This window comes from Acidovorax sp. 22279 (assembly GCF_052045435.1).
GTDB classification, from domain to species: Bacteria; Pseudomonadota; Gammaproteobacteria; order Burkholderiales; family Burkholderiaceae_C; genus Acidovorax; species Acidovorax delafieldii.
In genome coordinates this window covers 64,684-89,862 of sequence record NZ_JBQEOV010000020.1, presented here as the reverse complement: position 1 = coordinate 89,862, position 25,179 = coordinate 64,684, and the positions used below count along the sequence as shown (strand labels likewise).

Annotated in this window: 21 protein-coding genes; 17 read left to right on the top strand and 4 right to left on the bottom strand. The window is 65.5% G+C overall.

Features of this window, described 5'->3' with window-relative positions; all coding sequences use genetic code 11:
• Positions 1–62 precede the first annotated feature (62 nt).
• On the top strand, positions 63–1,940 hold the full coding sequence (locus tag ACTJKQ_RS21885; RefSeq protein ID WP_260666535.1) for a phosphodiesterase: 1,878 nt from the start codon (positions 63–65) through the stop codon (positions 1,938–1,940).
• Positions 1,941–2,111: 171 nt separating this feature from the next.
• On the opposite strand, the gene ACTJKQ_RS21880 is transcribed toward ACTJKQ_RS21885, so the two are convergent.
• The 3 genes from ACTJKQ_RS21880 to xdhC form a co-directional block, all read right to left on the bottom strand.
• Positions 2,112–2,444 (bottom strand): DMT family transporter, encoded by a 333-nt coding sequence (locus tag ACTJKQ_RS21880; protein WP_099729447.1) that lies wholly within the window; start codon positions 2,442–2,444, stop codon positions 2,112–2,114.
• Positions 2,445–2,630: 186 nt separating this feature from the next.
• A complete protein-coding gene (locus ACTJKQ_RS21875; RefSeq protein ID WP_440598044.1) occupies positions 2,631–3,875 on the bottom strand; it encodes a urate hydroxylase PuuD in 1,245 nt (414 codons plus the stop codon).
• Positions 3,876–4,073: 198 nt separating this feature from the next.
• Positions 4,074–4,901 carry a xanthine dehydrogenase accessory protein XdhC gene (gene xdhC, locus ACTJKQ_RS21870; protein WP_440598043.1) on the bottom strand — a complete coding sequence of 276 codons (828 nt, stop codon included), beginning with the start codon at positions 4,899–4,901 and terminating at the stop codon, positions 4,074–4,076.
• Positions 4,902–5,059: 158 nt separating this feature from the next.
• Here xdhC and ACTJKQ_RS21865 point away from each other — a divergent pair, with 158 nt between their 5' ends.
• Positions 5,060–5,608, top strand: coding sequence for a hypothetical protein (locus ACTJKQ_RS21865; protein ID WP_082522390.1), 549 nt, complete (start codon positions 5,060–5,062; stop codon positions 5,606–5,608).
• A 155-nt stretch (positions 5,609–5,763) separates the two neighbouring features.
• Here the strand turns inward: ACTJKQ_RS21865 and uraH are convergent, their stop codons facing one another.
• Positions 5,764–6,114, bottom strand: coding sequence for a hydroxyisourate hydrolase (gene uraH / locus ACTJKQ_RS21860; RefSeq protein WP_440598042.1), 351 nt, complete (start codon positions 6,112–6,114; stop codon positions 5,764–5,766).
• A 108-nt stretch (positions 6,115–6,222) separates the two neighbouring features.
• Between uraH and ACTJKQ_RS21855 the strand changes: the two genes are divergently transcribed.
• From ACTJKQ_RS21855 to ACTJKQ_RS21785, 15 genes are all read left to right on the top strand, one after another.
• Entirely contained in the window at positions 6,223–6,891 is a 669-nt protein-coding gene (locus tag ACTJKQ_RS21855; RefSeq protein WP_056060765.1) for a GntR family transcriptional regulator, read from the top strand.
• A gap of 13 nt (positions 6,892–6,904) precedes the next feature.
• Positions 6,905–7,861, top strand: a complete 957-nt coding sequence (gene puuE, locus ACTJKQ_RS21850; protein WP_056747395.1) for an allantoinase PuuE — start codon at positions 6,905–6,907, stop codon at positions 7,859–7,861.
• Between the two features lie 5 nt (positions 7,862–7,866).
• A complete protein-coding gene (gene uraD, locus ACTJKQ_RS21845; RefSeq protein ID WP_440598041.1) occupies positions 7,867–9,645 on the top strand; it encodes a 2-oxo-4-hydroxy-4-carboxy-5-ureidoimidazoline decarboxylase in 1,779 nt (592 codons plus the stop codon).
• Entirely contained in the window at positions 9,642–10,877 is a 1,236-nt protein-coding gene (locus ACTJKQ_RS21840) for a M20 family metallopeptidase (RefSeq protein ID WP_110959538.1), read from the top strand. The genes uraD and ACTJKQ_RS21840 overlap by 4 nt, the downstream gene beginning before the upstream one ends.
• Positions 10,878–11,045: 168 nt before the next feature.
• A complete protein-coding gene (gene ggt / locus ACTJKQ_RS21835; RefSeq protein WP_440598040.1) occupies positions 11,046–12,833 on the top strand; it encodes a gamma-glutamyltransferase in 1,788 nt (595 codons plus the stop codon).
• 193 nt (positions 12,834–13,026) lie between these two features.
• The gene (locus ACTJKQ_RS21830) at positions 13,027–14,307 is read left to right on the top strand and encodes a C4-dicarboxylate transporter DctA (RefSeq protein WP_121943592.1); all 1,281 of its coding nucleotides are present in this window, start codon (positions 13,027–13,029) and stop codon (positions 14,305–14,307) included.
• 38 nt (positions 14,308–14,345) lie between these two features.
• Positions 14,346–15,050, top strand: a complete 705-nt coding sequence (locus tag ACTJKQ_RS21825) for a GntR family transcriptional regulator (protein ID WP_099729440.1) — start codon at positions 14,346–14,348, stop codon at positions 15,048–15,050.
• 198 nt (positions 15,051–15,248) lie between these two features.
• Positions 15,249–16,736 carry a nucleobase:cation symporter-2 family protein gene (locus ACTJKQ_RS21820; RefSeq protein WP_056747391.1) on the top strand — a complete coding sequence of 496 codons (1,488 nt, stop codon included), beginning with the start codon at positions 15,249–15,251 and terminating at the stop codon, positions 16,734–16,736.
• A gap of 178 nt (positions 16,737–16,914) precedes the next feature.
• Positions 16,915–19,221 carry an NADP-dependent malic enzyme gene (locus ACTJKQ_RS21815; RefSeq protein WP_056747727.1) on the top strand — a complete coding sequence of 769 codons (2,307 nt, stop codon included), beginning with the start codon at positions 16,915–16,917 and terminating at the stop codon, positions 19,219–19,221.
• 294 nt (positions 19,222–19,515) lie between these two features.
• Positions 19,516–20,547, top strand: a complete 1,032-nt coding sequence (locus tag ACTJKQ_RS21810; protein WP_015012860.1) for an ABC transporter substrate-binding protein — start codon at positions 19,516–19,518, stop codon at positions 20,545–20,547.
• A gap of 187 nt (positions 20,548–20,734) precedes the next feature.
• Positions 20,735–21,559: an ABC transporter ATP-binding protein gene (locus ACTJKQ_RS21805; RefSeq protein WP_121943596.1), complete on the top strand. Its 825-nt coding sequence runs from the start codon at positions 20,735–20,737 to the stop codon at positions 21,557–21,559.
• Positions 21,560–21,578: 19 nt separating this feature from the next.
• On the top strand, positions 21,579–22,346 hold the full coding sequence (locus tag ACTJKQ_RS21800) for an ABC transporter permease (protein ID WP_440598039.1): 768 nt from the start codon (positions 21,579–21,581) through the stop codon (positions 22,344–22,346).
• A gap of 174 nt (positions 22,347–22,520) precedes the next feature.
• Positions 22,521–22,997: a nucleoside deaminase gene (locus ACTJKQ_RS21795; RefSeq protein ID WP_440598038.1), complete on the top strand. Its 477-nt coding sequence runs from the start codon at positions 22,521–22,523 to the stop codon at positions 22,995–22,997.
• Positions 22,998–23,127: 130 nt separating this feature from the next.
• Complete coding sequence (locus ACTJKQ_RS21790; protein WP_440598037.1) at positions 23,128–24,171, top strand: patatin-like phospholipase family protein; 1,044 nt, start codon at positions 23,128–23,130, stop codon at positions 24,169–24,171.
• Between the two features lie 109 nt (positions 24,172–24,280).
• Positions 24,281–25,060, top strand: coding sequence for a FadR/GntR family transcriptional regulator (locus ACTJKQ_RS21785; RefSeq protein WP_440598036.1), 780 nt, complete (start codon positions 24,281–24,283; stop codon positions 25,058–25,060).
• The last annotated feature ends 119 nt before the right edge of the window (positions 25,061–25,179 follow it).

The window sequence follows — 25,179 nt, the reverse complement described above, 5'->3', positions numbered from 1 at the left end:
TAACCAGCCTGTCACACGCCACCGGTATCGTCGGCACCCTTGCTCAGGGACCCACAACAGCCATGCACAACACCCCATGGAGCCGACTGGAGGCGATGATGGCGCTGCTATCGCCCGCCGCCCGCCAGGGCACCGGCCCCCTGGCGCGGCTGATGCGCGAGGGCGGGCTGTACTGCGTGTTCCAGCCCCTGGCCGACCTGCGCGAGGGCCAGGTGTACGCACACGAGGCACTGATACGTGGCCCCCAGAACACCCCGCTGCACACCCCCGACAAACTGCTGGAGCTGGCCCGGCACGAGGGCATCCTGCAGGACTTTGAGCTGCTGTGCGTTTACACCGCCATGGAGCAATGGGGCCGGCACGACGCGCCGGGCCGGCTGTTTGTGAACATCAGCGCCGATGCGCTGGTGCATGGCGTCCAGCTGATCGGCGCCACCGAGCTGGGCAACACCGTGCGCAGCCTGGGCCTGAGCGCTCGCATGCTGGTGCTGGAGATCACCGAGCACGAACGCGTGACCGACATGCCCCAGCTGCGCCAGGCCATCAAGGCCGTACATGCCTGCGGCGCGCGGCTGGCGCTGGACGACTTTGGCGATGGCCGCTCCAGCCTCAGGCTGTGGTCCGAGGTGAAGCCCGACTTCGTGAAGATCGACAAATACTTCATCCGCGACATCAGCGACCATCCCGAGAACCTGCAGATGCTGCAGGCCATCAAGGGGATTGCCGATGTGTTCGGCACCCAGCTCATCGCCGAAGGCATCGAAACCCGCGACGACCTGCGCGCGCTGCGCGACCTGGACATCCCCCTGGGCCAGGGCTGGCTGCTGGGCCGCCCGGCCATGGCGCCGCGCGAGGCGGTGGACGACGCGGCGCTGGAGGTGATGCACGACCGCCGCGTGGCCGTGCTGCCGCACCTGGGGCAGACCGCGCGCCCAGGCATCCTGCGCAGCCTGCTGGTGGTGCAGGCGCCCACCGCAGCGCCCGCCACCAACAACGATGCCGTGGCCGCCCTGTTCCGCCAGCACACGGACCTGCACGCGCTGGCGGTGGTGGACGGGTCGCGCCCCGTGGCCCTCATCAACCGCCAGCAGTTCATGAATCATTACGCCACGCCGTACTTCCGCGAGGTGCATGGCCGCAAGTCCTGCCTGGCGTTTGCCAACCTGGCGCCACGTGTGGTGGAGCTGGACTGCGACGTGGACCAGCTCGTGGGCATCCTCACCTCACAGGACCAGCGCTACCTGAGCGACGGCTACATCGTCACTGACAACGGCCGCTACCTGGGCCTGGGCACCGGCGACCAGCTGGTGCGCGCCGTGACCGAGACCCGCATCGAGGCCGCGCGCCACGCCAACCCACTGACTTTTCTGCCGGGCAACATTCCCATCAGCCTGCACATCCAGCGCTTGCTGGAAAGCGGCACCGAGTTCGTGGCCTGCTATGCGGACCTGAACAACTTCAAGCCCTTCAACGACCACTACGGCTACTGGCGCGGCGACCAGATGATCCGGCTGGTGGCGCGCCTGGCCACGGCACACTGCGACGCACGCAGCGACTTTGTGGGCCATGTGGGCGGGGACGACTTCATGCTGATCTTCCAGAGCAGCAACTGGCTGCAGCGCTGTAAGAACATCGTGGACGAGTTCGCACGCGAGGCCGTCACGCTGTTTGACGACAGCGCACGGCTGGCAGGCGGCATCCATGCCGAGGACCGGCATGGCGTGCAGCGGTTCTTTCCGTGCACCACGCTGGCCATCGGCGCCGTGCGCATCACGCCCGGGCGCTTTCGGCATGCCGAAGAAGTGGCCAACCTGGCCGCCGTGGCCAAGCATGAGGCGAAGCAGGCATCAACCGGGGTGGTGCTGCATGGCGGGTTTACCGAGTCGAGCCTGGGGGCGGTGGCTGCCACGCGGGCGCTGCAGGATGTTTTGGCAGCGTAGGGCCTGTTTGGATCGCATACCCAGGACGCAACATCGATGCAAAAACGGGGTTCTGGCTTGCCGGCATTGGGTCCTCGACGCTGCTCGGCTTAAGGCAAAAAAGTCCGCTTCGGTCCGTTTGCAGCCGCTCGCTGAAGCGTGAATCAGCTTTGAAAATGCGTGTCCGGCGACTTATCGGGCACTCAAGTTCAAAGCAATGACGCCCAAAACAATGGAGCTAAGACCGGCCAGTCGAAGGAAGCTCGCCGACTCCCCAAACCAGAGCATTCCGAGCACCGCCGTCAAGGCTGTTCCGCTTCCCGCCCATACCGCATAGGTAAGTCCGACTTCCATATGCCGGACGGCGATTGCCATGAGCCAGATAGCGGCGGAATAACAAAGTCCTGAAAGGACGGAAGGGAAAATACGTGTGAAGCCATCCGCATAGCGGAGTGCAATGGTTCCAACGACTTCCGCGAGCACGCTTGCCGCCAGTACAAGCCAAGCAAAGGTTGAGTCACGCATAGAGCACCTCTCAAGCCAGGCGCCTATACCGAGCGCGGCCAGAGGTTCTAAGAGCGGTACCCCGGATCAGTATTGGAGATTACCAGAGGCGCGCCGAAACAGCCCAAGGCTCCGTCGAGCCACGTCCGCTTCCTGGCGATTCTGTGAGCGACTGCTTCTGGCCGATTGTTGCGGCACTCAACACATTCAAGGCCCCGTTGCGGCCCCTGCCTCAAACCACTTCCCAATCAGCGCACGCTCCGCATCGGTGATGCCCGTGGCGTTGTTCATGGGCATGAGCTTTTGCACCACGGCCTGCTGGTAGATGGCCTGGGCGTGTTGCTTCACGCTGTCGGGCGAATCAAGCCGCAGGTTCTTCATCTGCACCTGCTCGCCGTGGCACATGTAACAGCGCTGTTCCAGCACCGCCTGCACGGCCTTGAAGTCATTTTGGCCTCTAGCGCCCGTTCTGTCTGCGCTAGCAGCTCCTGAAACAGGAGCATTCGCCACGGGAGCAGCCACCGATGCGGGGCGCATCCACACAATAGCGCCCACGATGACGGCCACACCCACCAGCGCATACGGCAGCGGGTTGCCGTTGCGGCCCAGCTTGTAGCCGTGGCGCATCACGAAGAACTGGCGGATGGCAGCGCCCGCGAACATCATCAGGATCAGCACCAGCCAGTTTTGCGGGTGGCTCCAGGTGAAGCTGTAGTGGTTGCTCAGCATGGCAAACAGCACGGGCAGCGTGAAATAGGTGTTGTGCACGCTGCGCTGCTTGCCGCGTTTGCCGTGGATAGGGTCCACGGGCTGGCCGGCCTTGATCTGGCTGATGACCGTGCGCTGGCCAGGGATGATCCAGAAGAACACGTTGGCGCTCATGGAGGTGGCAATCATCGCCCCCACCAGCAGGAAGGCCGCGCGGCCCGCAAACCAGTGGCAGGCCAGCCACGAGGCCACGCACACCAGCACCAGCACCAGCGCGCCCACAATGGCGTCGCCGTTCTTGCGCTGGCCGAAGATGCGGCAGATGGCGTCGTACAGCAGCCAGAACACCACAAAGAAGCCCAGCGCCACCATGATGGCCGTGGCGGGCGCCCAGTCCATGCGCGACTTGTCGATGAGGTAGGTGCTGGCGCTGTAGAGGTAGGACACGGTGAACAGCGCAAACCCGCTGATCCAGGTGCTGTAGCTCTCCCAGAAGAACCAGTGCAGGTGTTTGGGCAACTGCGGGGGCGACACCGCGAACTTGACGGGGTGGTAAAACCCGCCGCCGTGCACGGCCCAGAGCTCGCCGCTCACGCCTTGTTTCTTGAGGTCTTCGTCCTCGGGCGGCGTGAGGCTGCTGTCCAGAAAAACGAAATAGAACGACGAGCCGATCCAGGCGATGGCCGTAATGACATGGACCCAGCGCAAAAGCAGGTTGGCCCAGTCGAGAAAGTAGCTTTCCATATCTCAACCTTGATGGCGCGTTAGCGCCAAACAGCAAACCTGCTCACCACTGCGGGCGCTCTGAGCAGACATTGAGGTCGCGCACCTTGGCCAGTGGGTTGCTGGCCGGGGCACCGCTGCGACCGGTACGTCAAAGTGTATGCAGGAATTGTTCCCGATTCCAGCCCCAACCTGGGGCATTCGGGGCCGGAATTACCCTCATTTCCCGGCCTTTGGCATGGGCGGTAGCGTCTGCAGCAACTGCGCTGCCACGGCCACGGCAATCACCTCGGGCTCCTTGCCCCCGATGCCGGGAATGCCGATGGGGCACGTCACCTGCGCCAGCTCCTCGGGCGCGAACCCGCGCCCATGCAGGCGGTTGCTGAAGGTGGCCCACTTGGTTTGGCTGCCGATCAGCCCGATGAACGGCAGGTCGCCCTGCTCGCGCTGTCGGCGCAGGCAGGCGGCCACCACGTCCAGGTCTTCGGCATGGCTGAAGCTCATGATCAGCACGCGGCTACCGGGTGCCAGGCGGGGCACGGCGAGTTGCACCGGCTCGGAGTGTTCGCAGACCACACCCTCGGGCGGGTCGGGCGGGAAGATGCCGTCCCGGCTGTCGATCCAGGTCAGGGCAAAGGGCAGTGGCGCCAGCACGCGGGCCAGCGCGTGGCCCACATGCCCGCCGCCAAACAGAGCCACCGGGTGCACGTTGGGTGTGAGGCGCTGGGCCAGCCCCGGGGCGTCTTGCGCCGTGAGCAGCTCAAACCCCAGGTGCACCACCCCGCCGCAGCACTGGCCCAGCGCCGGGCCCAGCGCAAACCGCATCGGCCCAAGCGCCGTCACCGGCCCACCCGCTAGGCGGCGGCGCGCCTCGGCAATCGCCTGCAGCTCCAGATGCCCGCCGCCGATGGTGCCCACCAGCTGGTCGGCAAATACCGCCATCCAGGCGCCGCACTCCCGGGGCACGGACCCTTGGGTAGACTCCACGGTCACCAGACAGGCTGGCGCGGCCCCCAGGCCGTCCAGCAGCATTTGCAAATTTGTCACCGCAATCCTTTTCGTGACGGACGCAAAACGGGGCCAGGCAAGCGGCTCACCCTCCGGTGAGTCTGCTGCTGCATCCCCTTTGCAGCCGTCGTCATTTTGTAACGTACCACCTTCGCCGCTGGGTTATCGTGCCCGCAGCCTCAGGAGCCTTTCACACCATGCCCGACACGCCCTCTCCCCGCTCCACCGGAAAGCGCAGCCACTGGTTGCTGGCAGGCATCATGGCCGTGGGTGCGGCGCTGGTCTCGGCCTGCAAGTCCCCACCAGAGCCCACGCCAGCCCCCGCTCCCGACAGCGTCCCCTCCACCGGCCCCGATGCCAGCGGCGTCAAGGGCCCCGTGCCCGCCACGGCCGGATCTGCGCGCCCCTCGGCCGCTGCCACACCGCTGGCCTACCGCCAGGATGCCGCCACACACCTGTATGGCCTGAACCGCGAACGCATCTTCAAAGGCAAACTGCCGCCGCAGCTGTATGCCATCGGTGTGCTGCAGCTCGACATCGACCGCGCAGGCAAGATCACCCGCCTGCACTGGATGCGCGCCCCGCGCCATGCCCCCGAGGTGGTCACCGAGATCGAGCGCACGGTGCGCGCTGCGGCCCCCTTCCCTGTCCCTGCCCGCATGGGCAAGGTCACCTATACCGAAACCTGGCTGTGGGACAAGAGCGGGCACTTTCAGCTCGATACGCTGACCGAAGGGCAGCTTTAGAAGCTGGCGTTTTACCCGCGCGCTAGCAATGCGGATACACGCCGACCCTGGCAACTGTCGCTGCTTAGGCCAGGACCGCCGCGCAAGGGCCGCCCCGCCGCGCTGGCGGCGTCCCCCTGAGGGGGAAGGCGCGAAGCGACTCAGGGGTCTTCACACTACGAGCCCCGGTAGGTCGAATAGCTCCAGGGGCTGACCAGCAGCGGCACGTGGTAGTGCTGGTCGGCATGCGCAATGCCGAAGTCCAGGCTCACCTGGTTCAGAAAATTCGGCTCGGGCAGCTGCACGCCCTGGGCCTTGAAGTAACCCGCCACATCAAAGCGCAGCCGGTAGGTACCGGTGCGCAGGCTGGCGTTGTCGAACAGCGGCGCATCGGTGCGGCCGTCGTGGTTCAGCACCAGGCGCTTGATGAGGGTGGCGTTGTCGCCGTCGGTGGAATACAGGGCCACTTCCATGCCGGCCGCAGGGCAGCCGTTCATGGTGTCCAGAACGTGGGTGCTCAATCCCATGGGGGAATCTCCTGAAGTAAGAGTCTGTCCAATCGGCGACGATTGCCAGATCGCAGTGTGTAGACCAAAAGTGTATACACTTTTCACCATCCACCGTATCATGCAGCCATGGAATCTTCCTCCACCAGCGCCATTGTCGAAGCGCTGACCCGCGCCATCGTAGAGCACCGCCTGCAACCCGGCACCAAGCTGGCCGAGCAAAAGCTGGCCGACCACTTTGGCGTGTCGCGCACGCTGGTGCGCCAGGCGCTGTTCCAGCTGGCACAGAACCGGCTGGTCACACTGGAGCCCGCACGGGGCGCATTTGTGGCCACGCCCTCGGTCGAGGAGGCGCGCCAGGTGTTTGCCGTGCGCCGCATGCTGGAAACCGAAATGACCCGCGCCTTTGTGCGCAGCGTGACGCCCGCCAAGCTCAAGGCTCTGCGCGCCCACGTGGCCAGCGAGAAGACTGCCATGGGCACGCAGGACGCCAGCACCCGCACCGAGTTGCTGGGCGACTTTCATGTGCGCATGGCCGAACTGATGGGCAACGAGGTGCTGGCGCAGATGCTGGGCGACCTGATCTCGCGCTGTGCCCTCATCACGCTGATGTACCAGTCAGCCAGCGCCGCCGAACACTCGCACGAGGAGCACGCCGACATCGTGGCGGCCCTGGCCGCGCGCGACGAAGAACGTGCCGTCGCCTTGATGCAAAGCCACCTCGAACATGTCGAAGCCAGCCTGACCTTTGACCGCAAGCGCCCTGCCAGCGATCTGGCCGCCGCCCTGGCCTCTTGAAAACCACCCCACCATGATCTACGACACCACCCAGGCCTACCCCCGCGACCTTATTGGCTACGGCAAGACCCCGCCCCATGCGCAGTGGCCCGGTGGCGCGCGCATTGCCGTGCAATTCGTCCTGAACTACGAAGAGGGCGGCGAAAACGCGGTGCTGCATGGCGATGCGGGCAGCGAGCAGTTCCTGTCCGAAATGTTCAACCCGGCCAGCTACCCCGAGCGGCACATGAGCATGGAGGGCATTTATGAATACGGGTCGCGCGCTGGCGTGTGGCGCATCCTGCGCGAGTTTGAAAAGCGCCAGCTGCCCCTCACGGTGTTTGGCGTGTCCACGGCCCTGCAGCGCCACCCCGACCTCACTGCGGCGTTTGTGGAACTGGGCCACGAGATTGCCTGCCATGGCCTCAAGTGGATCCACTACCAGCACATCCCCGAAGAGGTGGAGCGCGCCCACATGCAAGAGGCGATGGAAATCATCCAACGAATGACGGGCGAAAGGGCGTTGGGCTGGTACACCGGCCGCGACAGCCCCAACACCCACCGCCTGGTGGCCGACTACGGCGGCTTTGAATACGACAGCGACTACTACGGCGACGACCTTCCCTTCTGGATGAAGGTGCAAAAGACCGACGGCAGCGTGGTGCCCCAGCTCATCGTGCCCTACACGCTCGATTGCAACGACATGCGCTTTGCGCTGCCCCAGGGCTATTCGCACGCCGACCCGTTCTTCCAATACATGAAGGACACCTTCGATGCGCTGTATGCCGAGGGCGACCCGGCCGGCGACAACGCACCCAAGATGATGAGCATTGGCATGCACTGCCGCCTGCTGGGCCGCCCGGGCCGCATCACGGCGCTGCAGCGTTTTCTGGACCACATCGCACAGCACGACAAGGTGTGGGTGGCCCGCCGCATCGACATCGCGCGCCACTGGAAGGCCGTGCACCCCTACCCCACCACAAAGGCCTGATGACCATGGCATGGACCCTTGACCAACTGAATGCCGCCACGCCCGCGCAGGCCCTGGAGGCGTTGGACGGCGTGTACGAGCATTCCCCCTGGATTGCCGAGCAGGCGCTCACCCAGCGGCCGTTCCGCTCGCTGGCACACCTCAAGCACGCCCTGGCCCACGCGGTGCGCACCGCCAGCACCGAGGCGCAGCTGGGCCTGATCCGCGCCCACCCCGAGCTGGCGGGCAAGGCCATGGTGGCGAAAAGCCTTACGGCTGAATCGACCAATGAGCAATCCAAGGCGGGTCTGACCCAGTGCACGCCCGAAGAATTTGCGCGCATCCAGCAGCTCAATGCGGACTACAACGCACGCTTTGGTTTCCCCTTCATTCTGGCCGTGCGTGGACCGCGTGGTGCGGGGTTGAACAAGCAGCAGATCATCGACACCTTTGCGCGGCGGCTCGACAACCACCCGGAATTCGAGGTGGCAGAGGCCTTGCGTAACATCCACCGCATCGCCGAGATCCGCCTGAACGACAAGTTCGCCGCCGAACCCTTGCTCGGCAATGACGTGTGGGACTGGCATGAAAAGCTGGCCGAACACTCCGACCCTGGCTTTGCCGAAAAGGGCCAGCTCACCGTCACCTACCTCACCGACGCACACCGCGCCTGTGCCCAGCGCATCAGCCACTGGATGCGCGACTGCGGCTTTGACGAGGTCGAGGTGGACGCCGTGGGCAACGTGGTGGGGCGGTATCGCGCCGGAACACCCGGGGCGAAGTACCTCATGACGGGCTCGCACTACGACACCGTGCGCAATGGCGGCAAGTACGACGGGCGCCTGGGCATCTTTGTGCCGATGGCTTGCGTGCGCGAACTGCACCGCGCGGGCCGGCGCCTGCCTTTTGGCATCGAGGTGATTGCCTTTGCCGAAGAGGAAGGCCAGCGCTACAAGGCCACCTTCCTGGGTTCGGGCGCGCTCATCGGTCACTTCAACCCCGCCTGGCTGGACCAGAAGGATGCCGATGGCGTGACCATGCGCGCGGCCATGCAGCACGCTGGGTTGTGCATCGACGACATTGCCAAGCTGCAGCGCGACCCGGCGCAGTACCTGGGCTTCATTGAAGTTCACATCGAACAGGGCCCGGTGCTCAACGAGCTGGATCTGCCGCTGGGCGTGGTCACCTCCATCAATGGGGGGGTGCGGTTTGTGGGCGAGATGATCGGCACCGCGAGCCACGCAGGCACCACCCCCATGGACCGCCGCCGCGATGCGGCCGTGGCTGTGGCTGAGCTGGCGTTGTACATCGAGCAGCGCGCCGCCCAGGACGGGGACTCGGTGGGCACGATCGGCCTGCTCAACGTGCCCGGCGGCTCCATCAATGTGGTGCCGGGCCGCTGCCAGTTCAGCCTGGACCTGCGTGCGCCCACCGATCCGCAACGGGACGCACTGGTGCGCGATGTGCTGGACCACCTGGGCCAGATCGCAGCCCGGCGCGGCCTGCGCTATACGCTGGAGGAATCCATGCGCGCCGCAGCAGCCCCCAGCGCCCCGGCCCTGCAGCACCAGTGGGAGCGTGCTGTGGACCACCTGGGCGTGCCCGTGTTCCGCATGCCCAGTGGGGCAGGCCACGATGCCATGAAGCTGCACGAAATCATGCCGCAGGCCATGCTGTTTGTGCGCGGAGAAAACTCCGGCATCAGCCACAACCCGCTCGAATCCACCACCAACAACGACATGCAACTGGCCGTGGACGCCTTCACCCAGGTGCTGCACCAGCTTGCCGAGGAACAACAACCATGACAACCCCGAACCACCACGCCGCGCTGGACGCCTGGATCGACCAGCACTTTGACGAAGAAGTGCGCTTTCTGCAGGCCCTGGTGCGCGTACCCACCGACACGCCCCCCGGCAACAACGCGCCCCATGCCGAGCGTACCGCCGAGCTGCTGAAGGACTTTGGCTACGAGGCCGAAAAGCACGCCGTGCCCACTGCCGATGTGTTGGCATACGGCATGGAATCCATCACCAACCTCATCGTGCGCAGACCGTACGGCAGCGGTGGCAAGACCATCGCCCTGAACGCCCACGGTGACGTGGTGCCGCCCGGCGAAGGCTGGACACACGACCCCTATGGCGCCGAGATTGTCGATGGCGCCATGTACGGCCGCGCCACCGCCGTGAGCAAGAGCGACTTTGCGAGCTTCACCTTTGCCGTGCGGGCCTTGGAAGCCGTGGCCAGGCCCACCCAGGGCGCGGTAGAGCTGCACTTCACCTACGACGAAGAGTTTGGCGGCGAACTCGGCCCCGGCTGGCTGCTGCAAAAGGGACTGACAAAGCCCGACCTGATGATTGCCGCCGGCTTCAGCTACGAAGTGGTCACCGCACACAACGGCTGCCTGCAGATGGAAGTGACGGTGCACGGCAAGATGGCCCATGCCGCCGTGCCCCACACCGGAGTGGATGCCCTGCAGGGCGCCGTGCACATCCTGAACGCGCTGTACGCACAGAACGACGAGTACAAGAAGGTCACGTCCAAGGTCGAGGGGATCAAGCACCCCTACCTGAACGTGGGCCGCATCGAGGGCGGCACCAACACCAACGTCGTACCCGGCAAGGTGATGTTCAAGCTCGACCGCCGCATGATCCCCGAGGAAAACCCGGTGGAGGTCGAAGCCAACATCCGCCGCGTGATTGAACAGGCTGCAGGTGAGCGCGCCGGTATCAGCGTGGAGATCAAGCGCCTGCTGCTGGCGAATGCGATGACGCCGCTGGCGGGCAACAAGCCCCTGGTCGATGCGATCCAGCAACATGCCCAGGCCGTGATTGGTGAACCGGTCCCTGCCGTGGGCACGCCGCTCTACACCGATGTGCGCCTGTATGTGGAGCGCGGCATTCCCGGCGTGATTTACGGCGCAGGCCCCCGCACGGTCCTCGAATCGCACGCCAAGCGCGCCGACGAGCGCCTGCAGCTCGAAGACCTGCGCCGCGCCACCAAGGTGATTGCACGGACATTGAGCGACTTGCTCGCCTGAGGGTCCACGGGACAGTAAGTAATGCACGCAGCACATCAGTGCTGCGCTTCAATGTCATGGCGAGATAGCCTCTGGCAGCCCTTTGACCGACCTACACTGGCGCGGGCGCATCCATCCACTGGATGCGCCCGTTGTCATTTCCAGATTCCACACACCAGGAGATATCCCATGAACATTCGTCATACGCTGCTGGCTGGCAGCGTTGTGCTGGCCCTGGCCAGCCTCACGGCCTGCGGCAGCACGCCGCCGGTAGCCACGGCTGCACCCGCGCCCGCAGTGCAGCAGACCGCCTCGGCCCAGGCCGCCAGTGCAGCCTACGACTTCGACATGGATGTGTTCCACCCCGTGGTGGCACGCAATGGCATGGTCGCCTCCGAGCAGGAGCTGGCCTCGCAGATCGGCCTGGACATCCTCAAGGCCGGTGGCAACGCTGTGGATGCGGCCGTGGGCATTGGCTTTGCGCTGGCCGTGGCCCTGCCCAATGCGGGCAACCTGGGTGGTGGCGGCTTCATGATGGTGCACGACGCCAAGACCGGCAAGAGCGTGGCCCTCGACTTCCGCGAAGTGGCGCCATCGAAGGCCACGCGCGACATGTACCTGGACGCCAAGGGCAATGTGGTGGACGGCAAGTCGCTGTACACCCACTATGCCGTGGGCGTTCCCGGCACCGTGGCGGGCATGGAACACGCACTCAAGAGCTGGGGCACCCTGCCCCTGTCGCGTGTGATCGCCCCGGCCATCGAACTGGCGGACAAGGGCTTCCCGGTGAGCGAAACGCTCGCCAAGATCCTGCAGCAAGAGAAGAAGAACATGGGCAAGTGGCCCGCCACCCAGGCCATCTTCTGGAAGAACGGCGAGCCGCTCAAGGTGGGCGACCCGCTGGTGCAAAAAGACCTGGCGCAGTCCATGCGCCTGATTGCCCAGCAGGGCGCCAAGGCGTTCTACGAAGGCGAGATCGCCCAGAAGATCGCGGCTGAAATGGCACCCCACGCAGGCGCCATCACCCAGCAAGACCTGCGCGAATACAAGGTGGCCGAACGCGTCCCCACGCGTGGCACCTACCGTGGCTACGAGATCGTGACCATGCCCCCACCCTCCTCGGGCGGCCCGCACCTGGTGCAGATCCTGAACATGCTGGAGCCCCTGCCCCTGGCCCAGTGGGGCCCCAACAGCGCGCAGACCATCCACCACATGGCCGAGAGCAGCAAGCTGGCATACGCCGACCGCTCCGAATACCTGGGCGACCCAGACTTCGTGAAGATCCCGCTGAAGGGCCTGACCTCCAAGCGCTATGCCGAATCGCTGGCCAAGGGCATCGACCCCAACCGCGCACGCCCGGCCAAGGAGATCAAGCCCGGCCAGCCCCAGCCGTATGAGAGCGACCAGACCACCCACTACTCAGTGGTGGACAAGGCGGGCAACGCCGTGGCCGTGACCTACACGCTGAACACCAACTTCGGCAGCGGCATCGTCGCCAAGGGCACGGGCATCCTGCTCAACAACGAGATGGACGACTTCTCGGCCAAGCCCGGCGTGGCCAATGCCTATGGCCTGGTCGGTGGCGACGCGAACGCAGTGGCCGCCAAGAAGCGCCCCCTGTCGTCCATGACACCCACTCTGGTGCTCAAGGACGGCAAGCCCACACTGGTGACCGGCAGCCCCGGCGGCGCGCGCATCATCACCACGGTGCTGCAGACGGTGGTCAACACCATCGACTTCGGTATGAACCCTGCGGAGGCCGCAGCGGCACCGCGCGTGCACCACCAGTGGACGCCGGACGAGCTGCGCGTGGAAAAGGGCCTCTCGCCCGACACCATTGCCCTGCTCAAGCAACGCGGCCACAACATCGCGGTCAAGCCTTCGATGGGCCGCACGCAGACCATCCAGATCCGTGGCGGCGCGCTGTACGGCTACTCGGACCCCCGCAACCCCGACGGCAAGACCCTCGGTTACTGATTGCCAGCGCCCGCTTGATGCGGGTGGTCTGTGCTTGTCAACATTTGCGAGGCCACGCCCCATAAGGGCGTGGCCTTTTTATTGCCGCCTCTGGCAACCCCATGCGGGCATACCCTCATACCGCCACTCTTCAGACTTGCCTACAGTTCTTGTATGCAAGATTTGCGTTCAAAAAGCTACTGAAGGAGTTGGCATGCCCCGGTTTTTCAAATCCCTTTTTGGTCAGGTGGTGCTGGCCTTGATAGCCGGTGTGGTGGTGGGCCTTGTGTGGCCCGACACCGCCATTGCGCTCAAGCCCCTGGGAGACGGCTTCATCAAGCTCATCAAGATGCTCATCCCGCTCATCGTCTTCTGCGTGGTGGTGCATGGCATTGCAGGCACTGGCGACCTGCAGCGGGTAGGCCGGGTGGGCGTCAAATCGCTGATCTACTTCGAGGTGGTCACCTCCATCGCCCTGGTGCTGGGCCTGGCGCTGGCGTTCTGGTTCGAGCCCGGCGTGGGCATGAACGTGGACCCCAAGGCGCTGGACCCCAAAGCCATGGGCGCCTACGCCGAAAACGCCAGCAAGCTTACCGGCGGCGGTTTCACCGACTTCTTGCTCAAGCTCATCCCCACCACCGCCGTGAGCGCGTTTGCCAACGGCGACGTGCTGCAGGTTCTGCTGTTTTCCATCGTTTTTGGCTGCGCCCTGGCATTGATCGGTGAGCGCGGGGCGCGGGTCACCGGCCTGATCGATGACCTGTCGCATGTGCTGTTCAAGACCATGGGCCTGATCATCAAGCTCGCACCGTTGGGTGTGCTGGGCGCCATCGCGTTCACCGTGGGCAAATACGGCCTGGGTTCCCTCAAGCAGCTGGGCATGCTGGTGGCGCTGTTCTACGCCGCGGTGGTCATCTTCGTCGTGGTGGTGCTGGGCCTCATCATGCGGGTGTCGGGCTTCAGCCTGTTTAAGCTGCTGCGCTATCTGCGCGAGGAACTGGCCGTGGTGTTTGCCACCACGTCGTCCGACAGCGTGCTGCCCCAGATCATGGCCAAGCTCAAGCACATGGGCATCCGCGATTCGACCGTGGGCCTGGTGATACCCACGGGCTACTCGTTCAACCTGGACGCGTTCTCGATCTACATCACACTGGCCGCCGTGTTCATCGCCCAGGCCACCAACACGCCGATTTCCATGGCCGACCTGCTGACGATCCTGGCGATCTCGCTGGTCACCTCCAAGGGCGCTCACGGCGTGCCCGGCTCGGCCATCGTCGTGCTGGCAGCCACCTTGCAGGCCATCCCCGCCATCCCGGCGATTGGCCTGGTGCTGGTGTTGTCAGTGGACTGGTTCATGGGCATCGCCCGCGCGCTGGGCAACCTCATTGGCAACTGTGTCGCCACCGTGGCCGTGGCAGCCTGGGAAGGCGACATCGACCGCGAACGCGCCCACGCCGTGCTGGACGGCCGCGAGCCACCCTCGCCGCGTGCCTGATCGGGCAAGCCCCCGACACAGCACGCGACAATCCGGCCATGAGCATCAACCAGACCCAGATCGCCCAGCAGGTGGTGGAATCCATCCTGGCGCAAAAACTCTCGCCCGGCGAGCGCCTGGGCGAGCAGGAGCTGGCCGATCTGTTCGGCGTGAGCCGCACGTTGGTGCGCGAGGCCCTGATGCAGCTGCAGGCACGGGGCTTTGTGGAAGTGCGCTCGCGCCGGGGCTGGTACGTGGTGGAGCCCTCGGTGGAGGATGCACGCGACGCATTCTCCGCCCGGCGCATCATCGAATCGGGCATCCTGGCCGATGCGGGCCGCCCGCTGCAGAGCGTGACCCGCCGCCTGCGTGCGCACATCGCCGACGAACAGCAGGCCATCGAAGGAGCTGACGCTGCCACACGCGCCTTTTTGCTCGCAGATTTCCACGTCTGCCTGGCCGAGGCAATGGGCCACCGCAGCCTGAGCGACATCCTGCGCGACCTCACGGCGCGCACCACCTTGGCCGCGTCGCTGTACCAGTCGCAGCACGCGGCCAGCCAGTCTTGTGCGGAGCATGCCGCCATTGTGGAGGCGCTGGAGGCCGGCAACACCACCCTGGCCCGCGAACGCATGCTCGCCCACATTGGCCATGTGGAAGGCGCCCTCAACCCCGGCCAGCCGCTGGTGCGCGACCGCCTGCGTGAATCCCTCGCACCGCTGACCAGCCAACGCACCAAGGCTGCATCCACGGACCTGGGCTAGCCCACGCCGGACGCGCCCGGCCCCCAAGCTCCCCATCGCCTGCGTCCACGGCCGGCGGGTACTTTGCTGCGCCCCTCTAAGGGTTAACCGGGATAAGCGTGCCCGGCCATTTTGTATACGATTTTTGTATGGATATCTGTGCACCATTCGGCACAGGTTTCCATTCCGTATTCAAAAACCAACCCCCGAAGGACATCCATGAACCCGCCCGTACACCCCGTGGACGAACACCTGCCCCTGGGGCGACTCACGGCGCTGGGCCTGCAGCATGTGCTGGTGATGTATGCGGGTGCCGTGGCGGTGCCGCTCATCGTGGGCCGCGCGCTCAACCTCACGCCCGACCAGGTAGCCAAGCTGATCTCGGCCGACCTGTTTGTGTGCGGGCTGGTCACGCTGATCCAGGCGCTGGGCGCCTCGCGCTGGTTTGGCATTCAGCTGCCTGTGATGATGGGGGTGACCTTTGCCTCGGTGGCGCCCATGATCTCGATGGCGCAGACCACCGGCGGCACCGCTGGGGCCGGGCTGATCTTTGGCTCGGTGATCGGGGCGGGTGTCATCTCCATCCTGATCGCGCCACTGGTGAGCCGCATGCTCCGTTTCTTCCCGCCGGTGGTCACCGGCACCATCATTGCGGTCATCGGCATCAGCCTGATGCGCGTGGGCATCAACTGGATCTTTGGCAACCCCGTGGGCCCCACGGCGCCCAGCGTGCCCAACCCCGAGCACCTCAAGTGGCTGGCCGATGCGCAGGCTGCTGCCGGAGCCCCCGGCTCGTCACTGCCACCGGTGCCCAAGGGGTTTGCGGTGGTGCCCACGGTGCCCAACCCCAAGTACGCCGACCTGACCGGTGTGGGCATCTCGGGCCTGGTGCTGCTGTCCATCCTGCTGATTGCCAAGTTTGCCAAGGGCTTCGTCGCCAACATCTCGGTGCTGCTGGGCATCGTCATTGGTGCGGTGGTGGCCGTGGCGCTGGGCATGATGAACTTCGACAAGGTGGCCAAGGCGCAGTGGTTTGACCTGGTGCTGCCGTTCGAGATTGCCGGCCCCGTGTTCGACCCGATCCTGATCCTGACCATGACCCTGGTGATGATCGTGGTCATGATCGAATCCACCGGCATGTTCCTGGCCCTGGGCGAGATGACCGACCGCAAGGTGGACCAGGCAGCCCTCACGCGCGGCCTGCGCACCGATGGCCTGGGCACGCTGCTGGGCGGCATTTTCAACACCTTTCCGTACACCAGCTTCTCGCAGAACGTGGGGCTGGTCGCCGTCACCGGCGTCAAGAGCCGCTTTGTGTGCGTGGCCGGCGGCGTGATCCTGATCGTGCTGGGCGTGCTGCCCAAGATGGCCGCACTGGTCGAGTCGCTGCCCACCATGGTGCTGGGCGGCGCGGGGCTGGTGATGTTCGGCATGGTGGCGGCCACGGGCATCCGCATCCTGGGCGGGGTGGACTTCAAGACCAACCGCTTCAACGCCATGATCGTGGCCGTTTCCATCGGCGTGGGCATGGTGCCGCTGATCGCGCCCAACTTCCGCCAGTGGATGCCGCACGCCATCCACCCGCTGATCGAATCCGGTATCCTCCTGGCCTCGATCACGGCGGTGGCCCTGAACGTTTTCTTCAATGGCGCCAGCCGCGACACCTCCGCCGCTGTCAACGCCGCACGCCAGGCCGACGCCCACTAGCATCCCGCCTGCCCGCTGCCGAAAACCTGCCACTGCCCGCGTGGCCCCGCCCCCTGTCCGCCACGGCTGCCAGGGGGTTTTGGCTTCATGCTGCATACGCATAAACCTGCATGTCCGCCGCCCACGCCATCGGGTACCCTTGTTTTTGCTTTCCGCCCAGGACTTCCAGGATTTCCGCATGACACAGAACATTTCCGCCGCCGAACAGGCCCTGCGCGACGCTGCGCGCGAATACCACCGCAACCCCACCCGGGGCAAGATTTCGGTCACCCCCACCAAGCCTTTGTCCAACCAGCGCGACCTGTCGCTGGCCTACTCGCCGGGCGTGGCTTACCCATGCCTGGACATCGCTGCCGACCCCTCCAAGGCGTTTGACTTCACCTCACGCGGCAACCTGGTCGCGGTGATCACCAACGGCACGGCGGTGCTGGGCCTGGGTGACATCGGCCCACTGGCCAGCAAGCCGGTGATGGAAGGCAAGGGCTGCCTGTTCAAGAAGTTCGCGGGCGTCGACGTGTTCGACATCGAACTGGCCGAACGCGACCCCGACAAGCTCATCGAGATCATCGCGGCGCTGGAGCCCACGCTGGGCGGCATCAACCTCGAAGACATCAAGGCGCCCGAGTGCTTCTACATCGAGCGCGAACTCAGCAAGCGCATGAACATCCCGGTGTTCCATGACGACCAGCACGGCACGGCCATCATCAGCAGCGCGGCGCTGCTCAATGGACTGGAGCTGGTGGGCAAGCAGATCGACCAGGTGAAGATTGCCGTGTCGGGCGCGGGAGCGGCCGCCATTGCCTGCCTGAACGTGATGGTGGGCCTGGGCGTGAAGATCGAGAACGTCTTCGTGTGCGACTCCAAGGGCGTGATCTACGAAGGCCGCCCCGGTGGCTACGACGAATCCAAGGCGGCCTACGCGCAAAAGACCGACGCCCGCACGCTGGCCGATGCAGTCAACGGCGCCGACGTATTCCTGGGCTGCTCAGCCCCCGGCGTGCTCACGGCCGAGATGGTCAAGACCATGGGCCCCAAGCCCATCATCCTGGCGCTGGCCAACCCCGAGCCCGAGATCCGCCCCGAACTCGCCAAGGCCATTCGCCCCGACTGCATCATCGCCACGGGCCGCTCGGACTACCCGAACCAGGTCAACAACGTCCTGTGCTTCCCGTACATCTTCCGCGGCGCGCTGGACTGCGGCGCCACCAAGATCACCGAGGCCATGAAGCTGGCCTGCGTGCGCCAGATCGCCGACCTGGCCAAGGCCGACATCAGCGAAGAAGTGGCCAGCGCCTATGCAGGCAAAGAACTGACCTTTGGCCCTGACTACCTCATCCCCACGCCGTTCGACTCGCGCCTGATCCTCAAGATCGCGCCCGCCGTGGCCAAGGCCGCTGCCGAATCGGGCGTGGCCACGCGCCCCATCGAAGACATGGAGGCCTACAAGGAAACGCTGTCGCGCTTTGTCTACCAGACCGGCATGCTGATGCGCCCCGTGATCAACGCGGCCAAGGCCCTGCCCGATGCACAAAAGCGCGTGGCCTACGCCGACGGTGAAGACGAACGCGCCCTGCGCGCCGCGCAGATGGCCATCGACGACAAGATCGCCACGCCCATCCTCATCGGCCGCCCCGCCGTGATTGCCGCGCGCATCGCCAAGGCCGGCCTGCGCATGCAGCTGGGCAAGGACGTGGAGGTGTGCAACCCCGAGGACGACCCGCGCTTTCGCCAGTACTGGGAGCACTACCACCAGCTCATGAAGCGCAACGGCGCCTCGCCCGAAGTGGCCAAGGCCGCCGTGCGCCGCTCCAACACCATCATCGCCTCGCTGATGGTCAAGCTGGGCGATGCCGACGCAATGATCTGCGGCCTGGTGGGCACGTATGAAACGCACCTGGAGCGCATCCACAGCATCATCGGCCGCCAGGAAGGCGCCAACAACTACGCGGCGCTGAACGCGCTGATGACCAACCGGGGCACGCTGTTCATTGCCGACACCTATGTGAACGAAGACCCCACGGCCCAGCAGCTGGCGGACATCGCCTGGATGTCGGTGCAGGAGGTGCAACGCTTTGGCATCCCACCCAAGGTCGCCTTCCTGTCGCACTCCAGCTATGGCTCGTCCAAGCGCGCATCGGCCCGCAAGATGCGCGAGGCGCGCGACCTGTTCGTGGCCGCCCACCCCGAGATCGAGTGTGATGGCGAGCTGCACGGCGATGCCGCGCTGGAGCCGAACATCCGCAACGCCTACATGGCGGATTCGACCCTGACGGACTCGGCCAACCTGCTGATCTGCCCCAACCTGGATGCTGCCAACATCCTCTACAACGTGCTCAAGACGACCACCAGCGGTGGCGTCACGGTGGGCCCCATCCTGATGGGCGCCGCTGCCACGGCCTACATCCTGACCCCGGCCGCCACCGTGCGCCGGGTGCTCAACATGACGGCCCTGGCCGTGGCCAGCGCTGCCGCCCGGCCACGCTGAGCGCGCTGTGCCGTGCTGACCAGAGCGCAGGCCGTGAGCAGGCCTGCCCACACGCAGTTGCAACGGGGCCCTCGGGCCCCGTTTTTCATGGGCAAGCCAACCCCTGGCCCTGCGCATGCACCATTTCGGGAAACCCAGCATGCTGACGCGCACCACTTCGGTGAACAATGGGGCGCAGCAAAGCACCCGCGTACACAAACCGGGCATCGTTTTTGCTGACTGCAGGACCATGGCCCATCAAAGGGGCCAGTGCCTTCCCTCACCGAATTTCCCCTCGCCCGACAGGAGCCCCGAATGAAAAAAAGACTGTTCATGCAAACCGCTGCCGCCCTGGCCCTGATCGGCAGCGCCTCGCTGGCCCAGGCACAGGCCACCACGCCCATCAAGTTCCAGCTCGACTGGCGTTTTGAAGGCCCTGCCGCACTGTTCCTGCAACCCGTGGCCAAGGGCTACTTCAAGGCCGCAGGCCTGGACGTGACGGTGGATGCGGGCAACGGCTCCGGCGGCGCGGTGCAGCGCGTGGCCTCGGGCACCTACGACATGGGTTTTGCCGATCTGGCCGCCGTGATGGAGTTCCACGCCAACAACCCCGACGCGCAGAACAAGCCCGTGGCGGTGATGGTGGTCTACAACAACACGCCCGCCTCGGTCATGGCGCTGAAAAAGAGCGGCATCACCAAGCCCGCCGACCTGGCCGGCAAGAAGCTGGGCGCCCCCGTGTTCGACGCAGGCCGCCGCGCGTTCCCCATCTTCCAGAAGGCCAATGGCATTGGCGCCGTGACCTGGACCGCCATGGACCCCCCGCTGCGCGAAACCATGCTGGTGCGTGGCGACGTGGACGCCATCACCGGCTTCACCTTCACCTCGCTGCTCAACCTGGAAGCCCGGGGCGCCAAGGCCGCCGATGTGGTGGTGCTGCCCTATGCCGACTTCGGCGTGAAGCTGTATGGCAATGTGATCATCGCATCGCCCAAGCTCATCAAGGAGAACCCAGGCGCCATCAAGGCGTTCCTGTCGGCCTTCACCAAAGGTGCCAAGGAAGTCATTGCCAACCCCGCTGCTTCCATCGAATACGTGAAGGCGCGCGACGGCATCGTGAACGTGCCGCTCGAAACCCGCCGCCTCCAGCTGGCCATCGACACCGTGATCAACAGCCCCGACGCCCGCGCCGAAGGCTTTGGCCAGCTCAAGCCCGGCCGCCTCTCGCTGATGGCGTCGCAGGTGTCCGATGCGTTCAACACCAAGACCCGTGTGAACGCCGACGATGTGTGGAACGCCAGCTTCTTGCCCAGCGCTGCCGAGCTGAACATCCTGCCGAAGAAGTGACACCCCCTGAGTCGCTTCGCGCCTTCCCCCTCTCTCGACTCGCTGCGCGAGTCGAGAGGGGGACGCCCCCGGTGCACGCCAGCGAAGCGCCGCCTACGCGGCGGGGCGGCCCTTGCACGGGGGCGCTGGCCTGGGCCGCGCCCAGCATCAACCTCGGTGCACAAACACTACTCACTACGGACCTCTGATGCAGGCTGCTGATTCCTACTTTGTGGACTTCCGCGATGTCTGGCTCGCGTACAACGACGAGCTGCGCGCCAAGAACCAGTTTGCGGTCGAAGCCATCGACCTGCAGGTACGCCAGGGCGAATTCATCGCCATCGTGGGCCCCTCGGGTTGCGGCAAGTCCACCTTCATGAAGCTGGCCACCGGGTTGAAGATGCCCTCCATGGGCAAGATCCTCATCGACGGGCAGCCGGTGACGGGGCCGCTCAAGGTCTCGGGCATGGCCTTCCAGGCGCCTTCGCTGCTGCCCTGGCGCACCACGGTGGATAACGTGCTGCTGCCGCTCGAAATCGTCGAGCCCTACCGCAGCAACTTCAAGCAAAAACGCAAGGAATACGAAGAGCGCGCCCGCAAGCTGCTGCAAAAAGTGGGGCTGGCGGGCTATGAGGACAAGTTCCCCTGGCAGCTGTCGGGCGGCATGCAGCAGCGCGCCAGCATCTGCCGCGCACTGATCCACGAACCCAAGATGCTGCTGCTGGACGAGCCCTTCGGCGCGCTGGATGCCTTCACGCGCGAGGAGCTGTGGTGCATCCTGCGGGACCTGTGGACCGAGCAGCAGTTCAACGTGATATTGGTCACGCACGACCTGCGCGAGTCGGTTTTCCTGGCCGACACGGTGTATGTGATGAGCAAGAGCCCCGGCCGGTTTGTGGTGCGCAAAGAGATCGAGCTGCCCCGCCCGCGCGACCTGGAAGTGACTTACACCAAGGAGTTCACCGACATCGTGCACGAGCTGCGCGGCCACATTGGCGCGCTGCGCAAAGCCGGCGCGCCCATCCAGCAATAACAAGAAAGCGCCTCATCCCATGCACAAGAAAACCGTCGAGCGCTGGTCTCCCTGGCTGCTGCTGACCGCTACCATCCTGCTGTGGCAGATCATCTGTTCGGCCTTCAATGTCTCCGAGTTCATCTTCCCCAGCCCCTGGGCCATTGCCACCCAGCTGGTGGAGTTTGGCGGCGTCATCGCAGGCCACGCCTGTCGCACCTTCTGGGTCACCATGGCCGGCTTTGGCATCGCCATCGTCGTGGGGGTGCTGCTGGGCTTTGTGATCGGCTCTTCGCGCCTGGCCTACGCCGCCGTGTACCCGCTGATGACGGCCTTCAACGCACTGCCCAAGGCAGCGTTCGTGCCCATCCTGGTGGTGTGGTTCGGCATTGGAGTGGGCCCGGCCATCCTCACGGCGTTCCTCATCAGCTTCTTCCCCATCATGGTCAACATCGCCACCGGCCTCGCCACGCTGGAGCCCGAGCTGGAAGACGTGCTGCGCGTGTTGGGCGCCAAGCGCTGGGACGTGCTGACCAAGGTGGGCCTGCCGCGCTCCATGCCGTACTTCTACGGCTCGCTCAAGGTCGCCATCACCCTGGCCTTTGTGGGCACCACGGTGTCGGAGATGACCGCTGCCAACGAAGGCATTGGCTACCTGCTCATCAGCGCGGGCTCGTCCATGCAAATGGGCCTGGCCTTTGCGGGCCTGATGGTGGTGGGCGCCATGGCTATGGTGATGTACGAACTGTTCAGCTGGATTGAAAAGCGCACCACAGGCTGGGCGCACCGTGGATCCCAGGGTGAATAGGCAGGGTACATCCCCCTGAGTCGTTTCGCGCCTTCCCCCTTCTCTCGAACTACTTGCGTAGTTCGGGAAGGGGGACACCGCCAGCGCAGCGGGGCGGCCCTTGCGCGGCGGTACGGGCTGAGGCCGTGCCAGTCTCTACCGTTGTCAGCCGATTCCCCTGGGATTGAAAGAACGATGTCACTCTCACCCAACCAGATCACGCTTCATCTTCGCCGCGCCAACGCCGTGGCCCAGCGCGCCAAGGACATGGGCCGCCATCCCTTCGGCGCGCTGCTGGTTGCGCCCGATGGCGAGACGGTGCTGGCCGAGCAGGGCAACATCGACACCGTGAACCATGCCGAGAACACGCTGGCCCGCACGGCGGCGGCCAACTATCCCAGCGCTTATCTCGCCCAGTGCACGCTGGTCACCACCTTCGAGCCCTGCGCCATGTGTGCGGGTACCATCTACTGGGCGGGCATCGGGCGCGTGCTGTATGGCGCCGAAGAAACCGCCCTGCTCGCCCTGACGGGCGACCACCCCGAGAACCCCACGCTGGCCCTGCCTTGCCGCACGGTGTTTGCGAGCGGCCAGCGCCCCACCGAGGTGCTGGGCCCGGTGCCTGCGCTGCAAGACGAGATCACGGCCCTGCACCGCGATTTCTGGCGGTAGTTGGCTCTGGCGCTTGTATGCCAAGCGCAATCAGCTCCTATTTCAGGAGCAAAAGACACCGCCAACTGGTGACTCGACACCCTGCCGCTATACTGCCCGCCCCGTTTGGACGACAGCAGGATCACCCGGCATGCGCTTGACCATTCTTTTGCGCCTTCTGGCCCTTGGGGCCGCAGCAGGTCTGGCCGCATGCGGCGGCACGGCCCCGACCCAGCCCGCGGCGGGCGACGCGTCACCTGCCGCTGCGACCACATCCACCACTCCACCCATCCGCATTGGCATCGCCCTGGGCGGTGGCGCGGCCAAAGGCTTTGCGCACATCGGCGTGATCAAGATGCTGGAGGCCAATGGCCTGGCGCCCGCCGTGGTCTCGGGCACCAGCGCCGGCAGTGTGGTCGGCGCGCTGTATGCCAGTGGCATGAACGCGTTTGAGATGCAGGAAAAGGCCGTGGCGCTGGACGAAGCCAAGATCCGTGACCTGCAGTTGTCGTCCGGCGGGTTGGTGCTGGGCCAGAAGCTTGAAGACTATGTGAACGAGCAGGTGCGCCGCAAACCGCTGGAACAGATGGCCAAGCCCTTTGTCGTTGTCGCCACGCGGCTGGAAGACGGCGAGCGCACGGTGTTTGCACGCGGCAACACCGGTCAGGCCGTGCGCGCATCCAGCAGCGTGCCGGGCGTGTTCCAGCCCGTCACCATCGGCAAATACCATTTTGTGGATGGCGGCATCGTGAGCCCTGTGCCGGTGGATGCCGCACGCCAGCTGGGCGCCGACATCGTGATCGCGGTGGACATTTCCAACAAGGCCCGGGGCCAGACGCCGGGCAACATGCTGGGTGCGCTCAACCAGTCGATTGCCATCATGGGCCAGAAGCTGGGCCAGGCCGAGCTGGCGCGCGCCGACGTGATCATCCGCCCGCAGGTGCTGGACATTGGCGCCGCCGACTTCAGCCAGCGCGCCAACGCCATCGTGGAAGGCGAGAAGGCCGCGCTGGCCGTGATGCCGCAAATCCGCGAGCGTGTGGCCCAGCTCCAGGCCGAGCGCAGCAAGGCGGCGGCGCAGGCCCAGCAGAAGGCGACCGAGGCGCAGTACCAGGCCTGTCTGGACAACCGCAGCCGGCTGCAGAAGCTGGCGGGCCTCGCCAAACTGGACGACTCCTGCCCGGCGCCCAAATAGCGCGGCAAACAAACGATTCCGGCGCAGTGCCCTTCGGGTAAAGTCAACTGCGCCCCGGCCTGCCAGCACATCCCGACACCGACTTCACGCCCCACTGCCCGCCCCACCCATGTCTTCGCCGTTTTCCGCCGTCAAACCCAGCGCCAAGCTCTCCGACCAGGTGGCCAGCGCGCTGGAGGCCGAGATCCGCGCGGGCCGCATCCAGGCGTCCGACAAGCTGCCCACCGAGGCGGTGCTGGCGCAGCAGTTCCAGGTGAGCCGCACAGTGGTGCGCGAGGCCATCTCGCGCCTCAAGTCGCTGGGGCTGGTGGACTCGCGCCAGGGCAGCGGCGTGTATGTGCTGGCTCCGGGCATCGAGCCGCTGCAGTTCGATGTGCCCCTGGCGGCATCGCGCGAGGCGGTGATGCAGATCGTGGAGGTAAGGCGTGCGCTGGAGGCCGAGGTGGCCGAGCTGGCGGCCTTGCGGCGCACCGATGCAGACATGACCGCCATCCGCGCCGCGATGCAGCACATTGCCGACGCCGTGCGTGCAGGCCGCGACGGGGTGGAAGAAGACGTGCTGTTCCACCGCGCCATCGCCCAGGCGGCAGGCAACCCATTCATGATCAGCACGCTGGACTATCTGGCGCAGTTCCTCAAGGGCGCCACCCGCGTGACCCGCGCCAACGAAGCGCGCCGCACCGACTTTGCCGATGCGGTGACCCGCGAGCACAGCCACATCGTGCGCGCCATCGAGGCGGGCGACCCGGTGGCAGCGCGGGCGGCTGCCGCGCAGCACATGAAGAACGCACTGGCCCGCATCGAGCAGGCCGACCTCACGTTCTGGGCCCAGGACGGCGCTCGGCTGGCCCAGCCGCTGGTGGCAGCATCCACACCGCTGGTGTTCTGAGCCACGTCCCAAGCCCGTGCGCCGGGCTTGCGTGCTAACACATCGGTGATTTGATACATATTTGGTAGCTGCTCAGGCATATTGCACTAGCGCCTGAGCACCAAAACGCCTCAAAACCG

Bases quoted from the DNA above. Each gene is read 5' to 3' on its own strand.
- ACTJKQ_RS21885 (WP_260666535.1), top strand. From the start codon at position 63: ATGCACAACACCCCATGGAGCCGACTGGAGGCGATGATGGCGCTGCTA.
- ACTJKQ_RS21880 (WP_099729447.1), bottom strand. From the start codon at position 2,444: ATGCGTGACTCAACCTTTGCTTGGCTTGTACTGGCGGCAAGCGTGCTC.
- ACTJKQ_RS21875 (WP_440598044.1), bottom strand. From the start codon at position 3,875: ATGGAAAGCTACTTTCTCGACTGGGCCAACCTGCTTTTGCGCTGGGTC.
- ACTJKQ_RS21865 (WP_082522390.1), top strand. From the start codon at position 5,060: ATGCCCGACACGCCCTCTCCCCGCTCCACCGGAAAGCGCAGCCACTGG.
- uraH (WP_440598042.1), bottom strand. From the start codon at position 6,114: ATGGGATTGAGCACCCACGTTCTGGACACCATGAACGGCTGCCCTGCG.
- ACTJKQ_RS21855 (WP_056060765.1), top strand. From the start codon at position 6,223: ATGGAATCTTCCTCCACCAGCGCCATTGTCGAAGCGCTGACCCGCGCC.
- puuE (WP_056747395.1), top strand. From the start codon at position 6,905: ATGATCTACGACACCACCCAGGCCTACCCCCGCGACCTTATTGGCTAC.
- uraD (WP_440598041.1), top strand. From the start codon at position 7,867: ATGGCATGGACCCTTGACCAACTGAATGCCGCCACGCCCGCGCAGGCC.
- ACTJKQ_RS21840 (WP_110959538.1), top strand. From the start codon at position 9,642: ATGACAACCCCGAACCACCACGCCGCGCTGGACGCCTGGATCGACCAG.
- ggt (WP_440598040.1), top strand. From the start codon at position 11,046: ATGAACATTCGTCATACGCTGCTGGCTGGCAGCGTTGTGCTGGCCCTG.
- ACTJKQ_RS21830 (WP_121943592.1), top strand. From the start codon at position 13,027: ATGCCCCGGTTTTTCAAATCCCTTTTTGGTCAGGTGGTGCTGGCCTTG.
- ACTJKQ_RS21825 (WP_099729440.1), top strand. From the start codon at position 14,346: ATGAGCATCAACCAGACCCAGATCGCCCAGCAGGTGGTGGAATCCATC.
- ACTJKQ_RS21820 (WP_056747391.1), top strand. From the start codon at position 15,249: ATGAACCCGCCCGTACACCCCGTGGACGAACACCTGCCCCTGGGGCGA.
- ACTJKQ_RS21815 (WP_056747727.1), top strand. From the start codon at position 16,915: ATGACACAGAACATTTCCGCCGCCGAACAGGCCCTGCGCGACGCTGCG.
- ACTJKQ_RS21810 (WP_015012860.1), top strand. From the start codon at position 19,516: ATGAAAAAAAGACTGTTCATGCAAACCGCTGCCGCCCTGGCCCTGATC.
- ACTJKQ_RS21805 (WP_121943596.1), top strand. From the start codon at position 20,735: ATGCAGGCTGCTGATTCCTACTTTGTGGACTTCCGCGATGTCTGGCTC.
- ACTJKQ_RS21800 (WP_440598039.1), top strand. From the start codon at position 21,579: ATGCACAAGAAAACCGTCGAGCGCTGGTCTCCCTGGCTGCTGCTGACC.
- ACTJKQ_RS21795 (WP_440598038.1), top strand. From the start codon at position 22,521: ATGTCACTCTCACCCAACCAGATCACGCTTCATCTTCGCCGCGCCAAC.
- ACTJKQ_RS21790 (WP_440598037.1), top strand. From the start codon at position 23,128: ATGCGCTTGACCATTCTTTTGCGCCTTCTGGCCCTTGGGGCCGCAGCA.
- ACTJKQ_RS21785 (WP_440598036.1), top strand. From the start codon at position 24,281: ATGTCTTCGCCGTTTTCCGCCGTCAAACCCAGCGCCAAGCTCTCCGAC.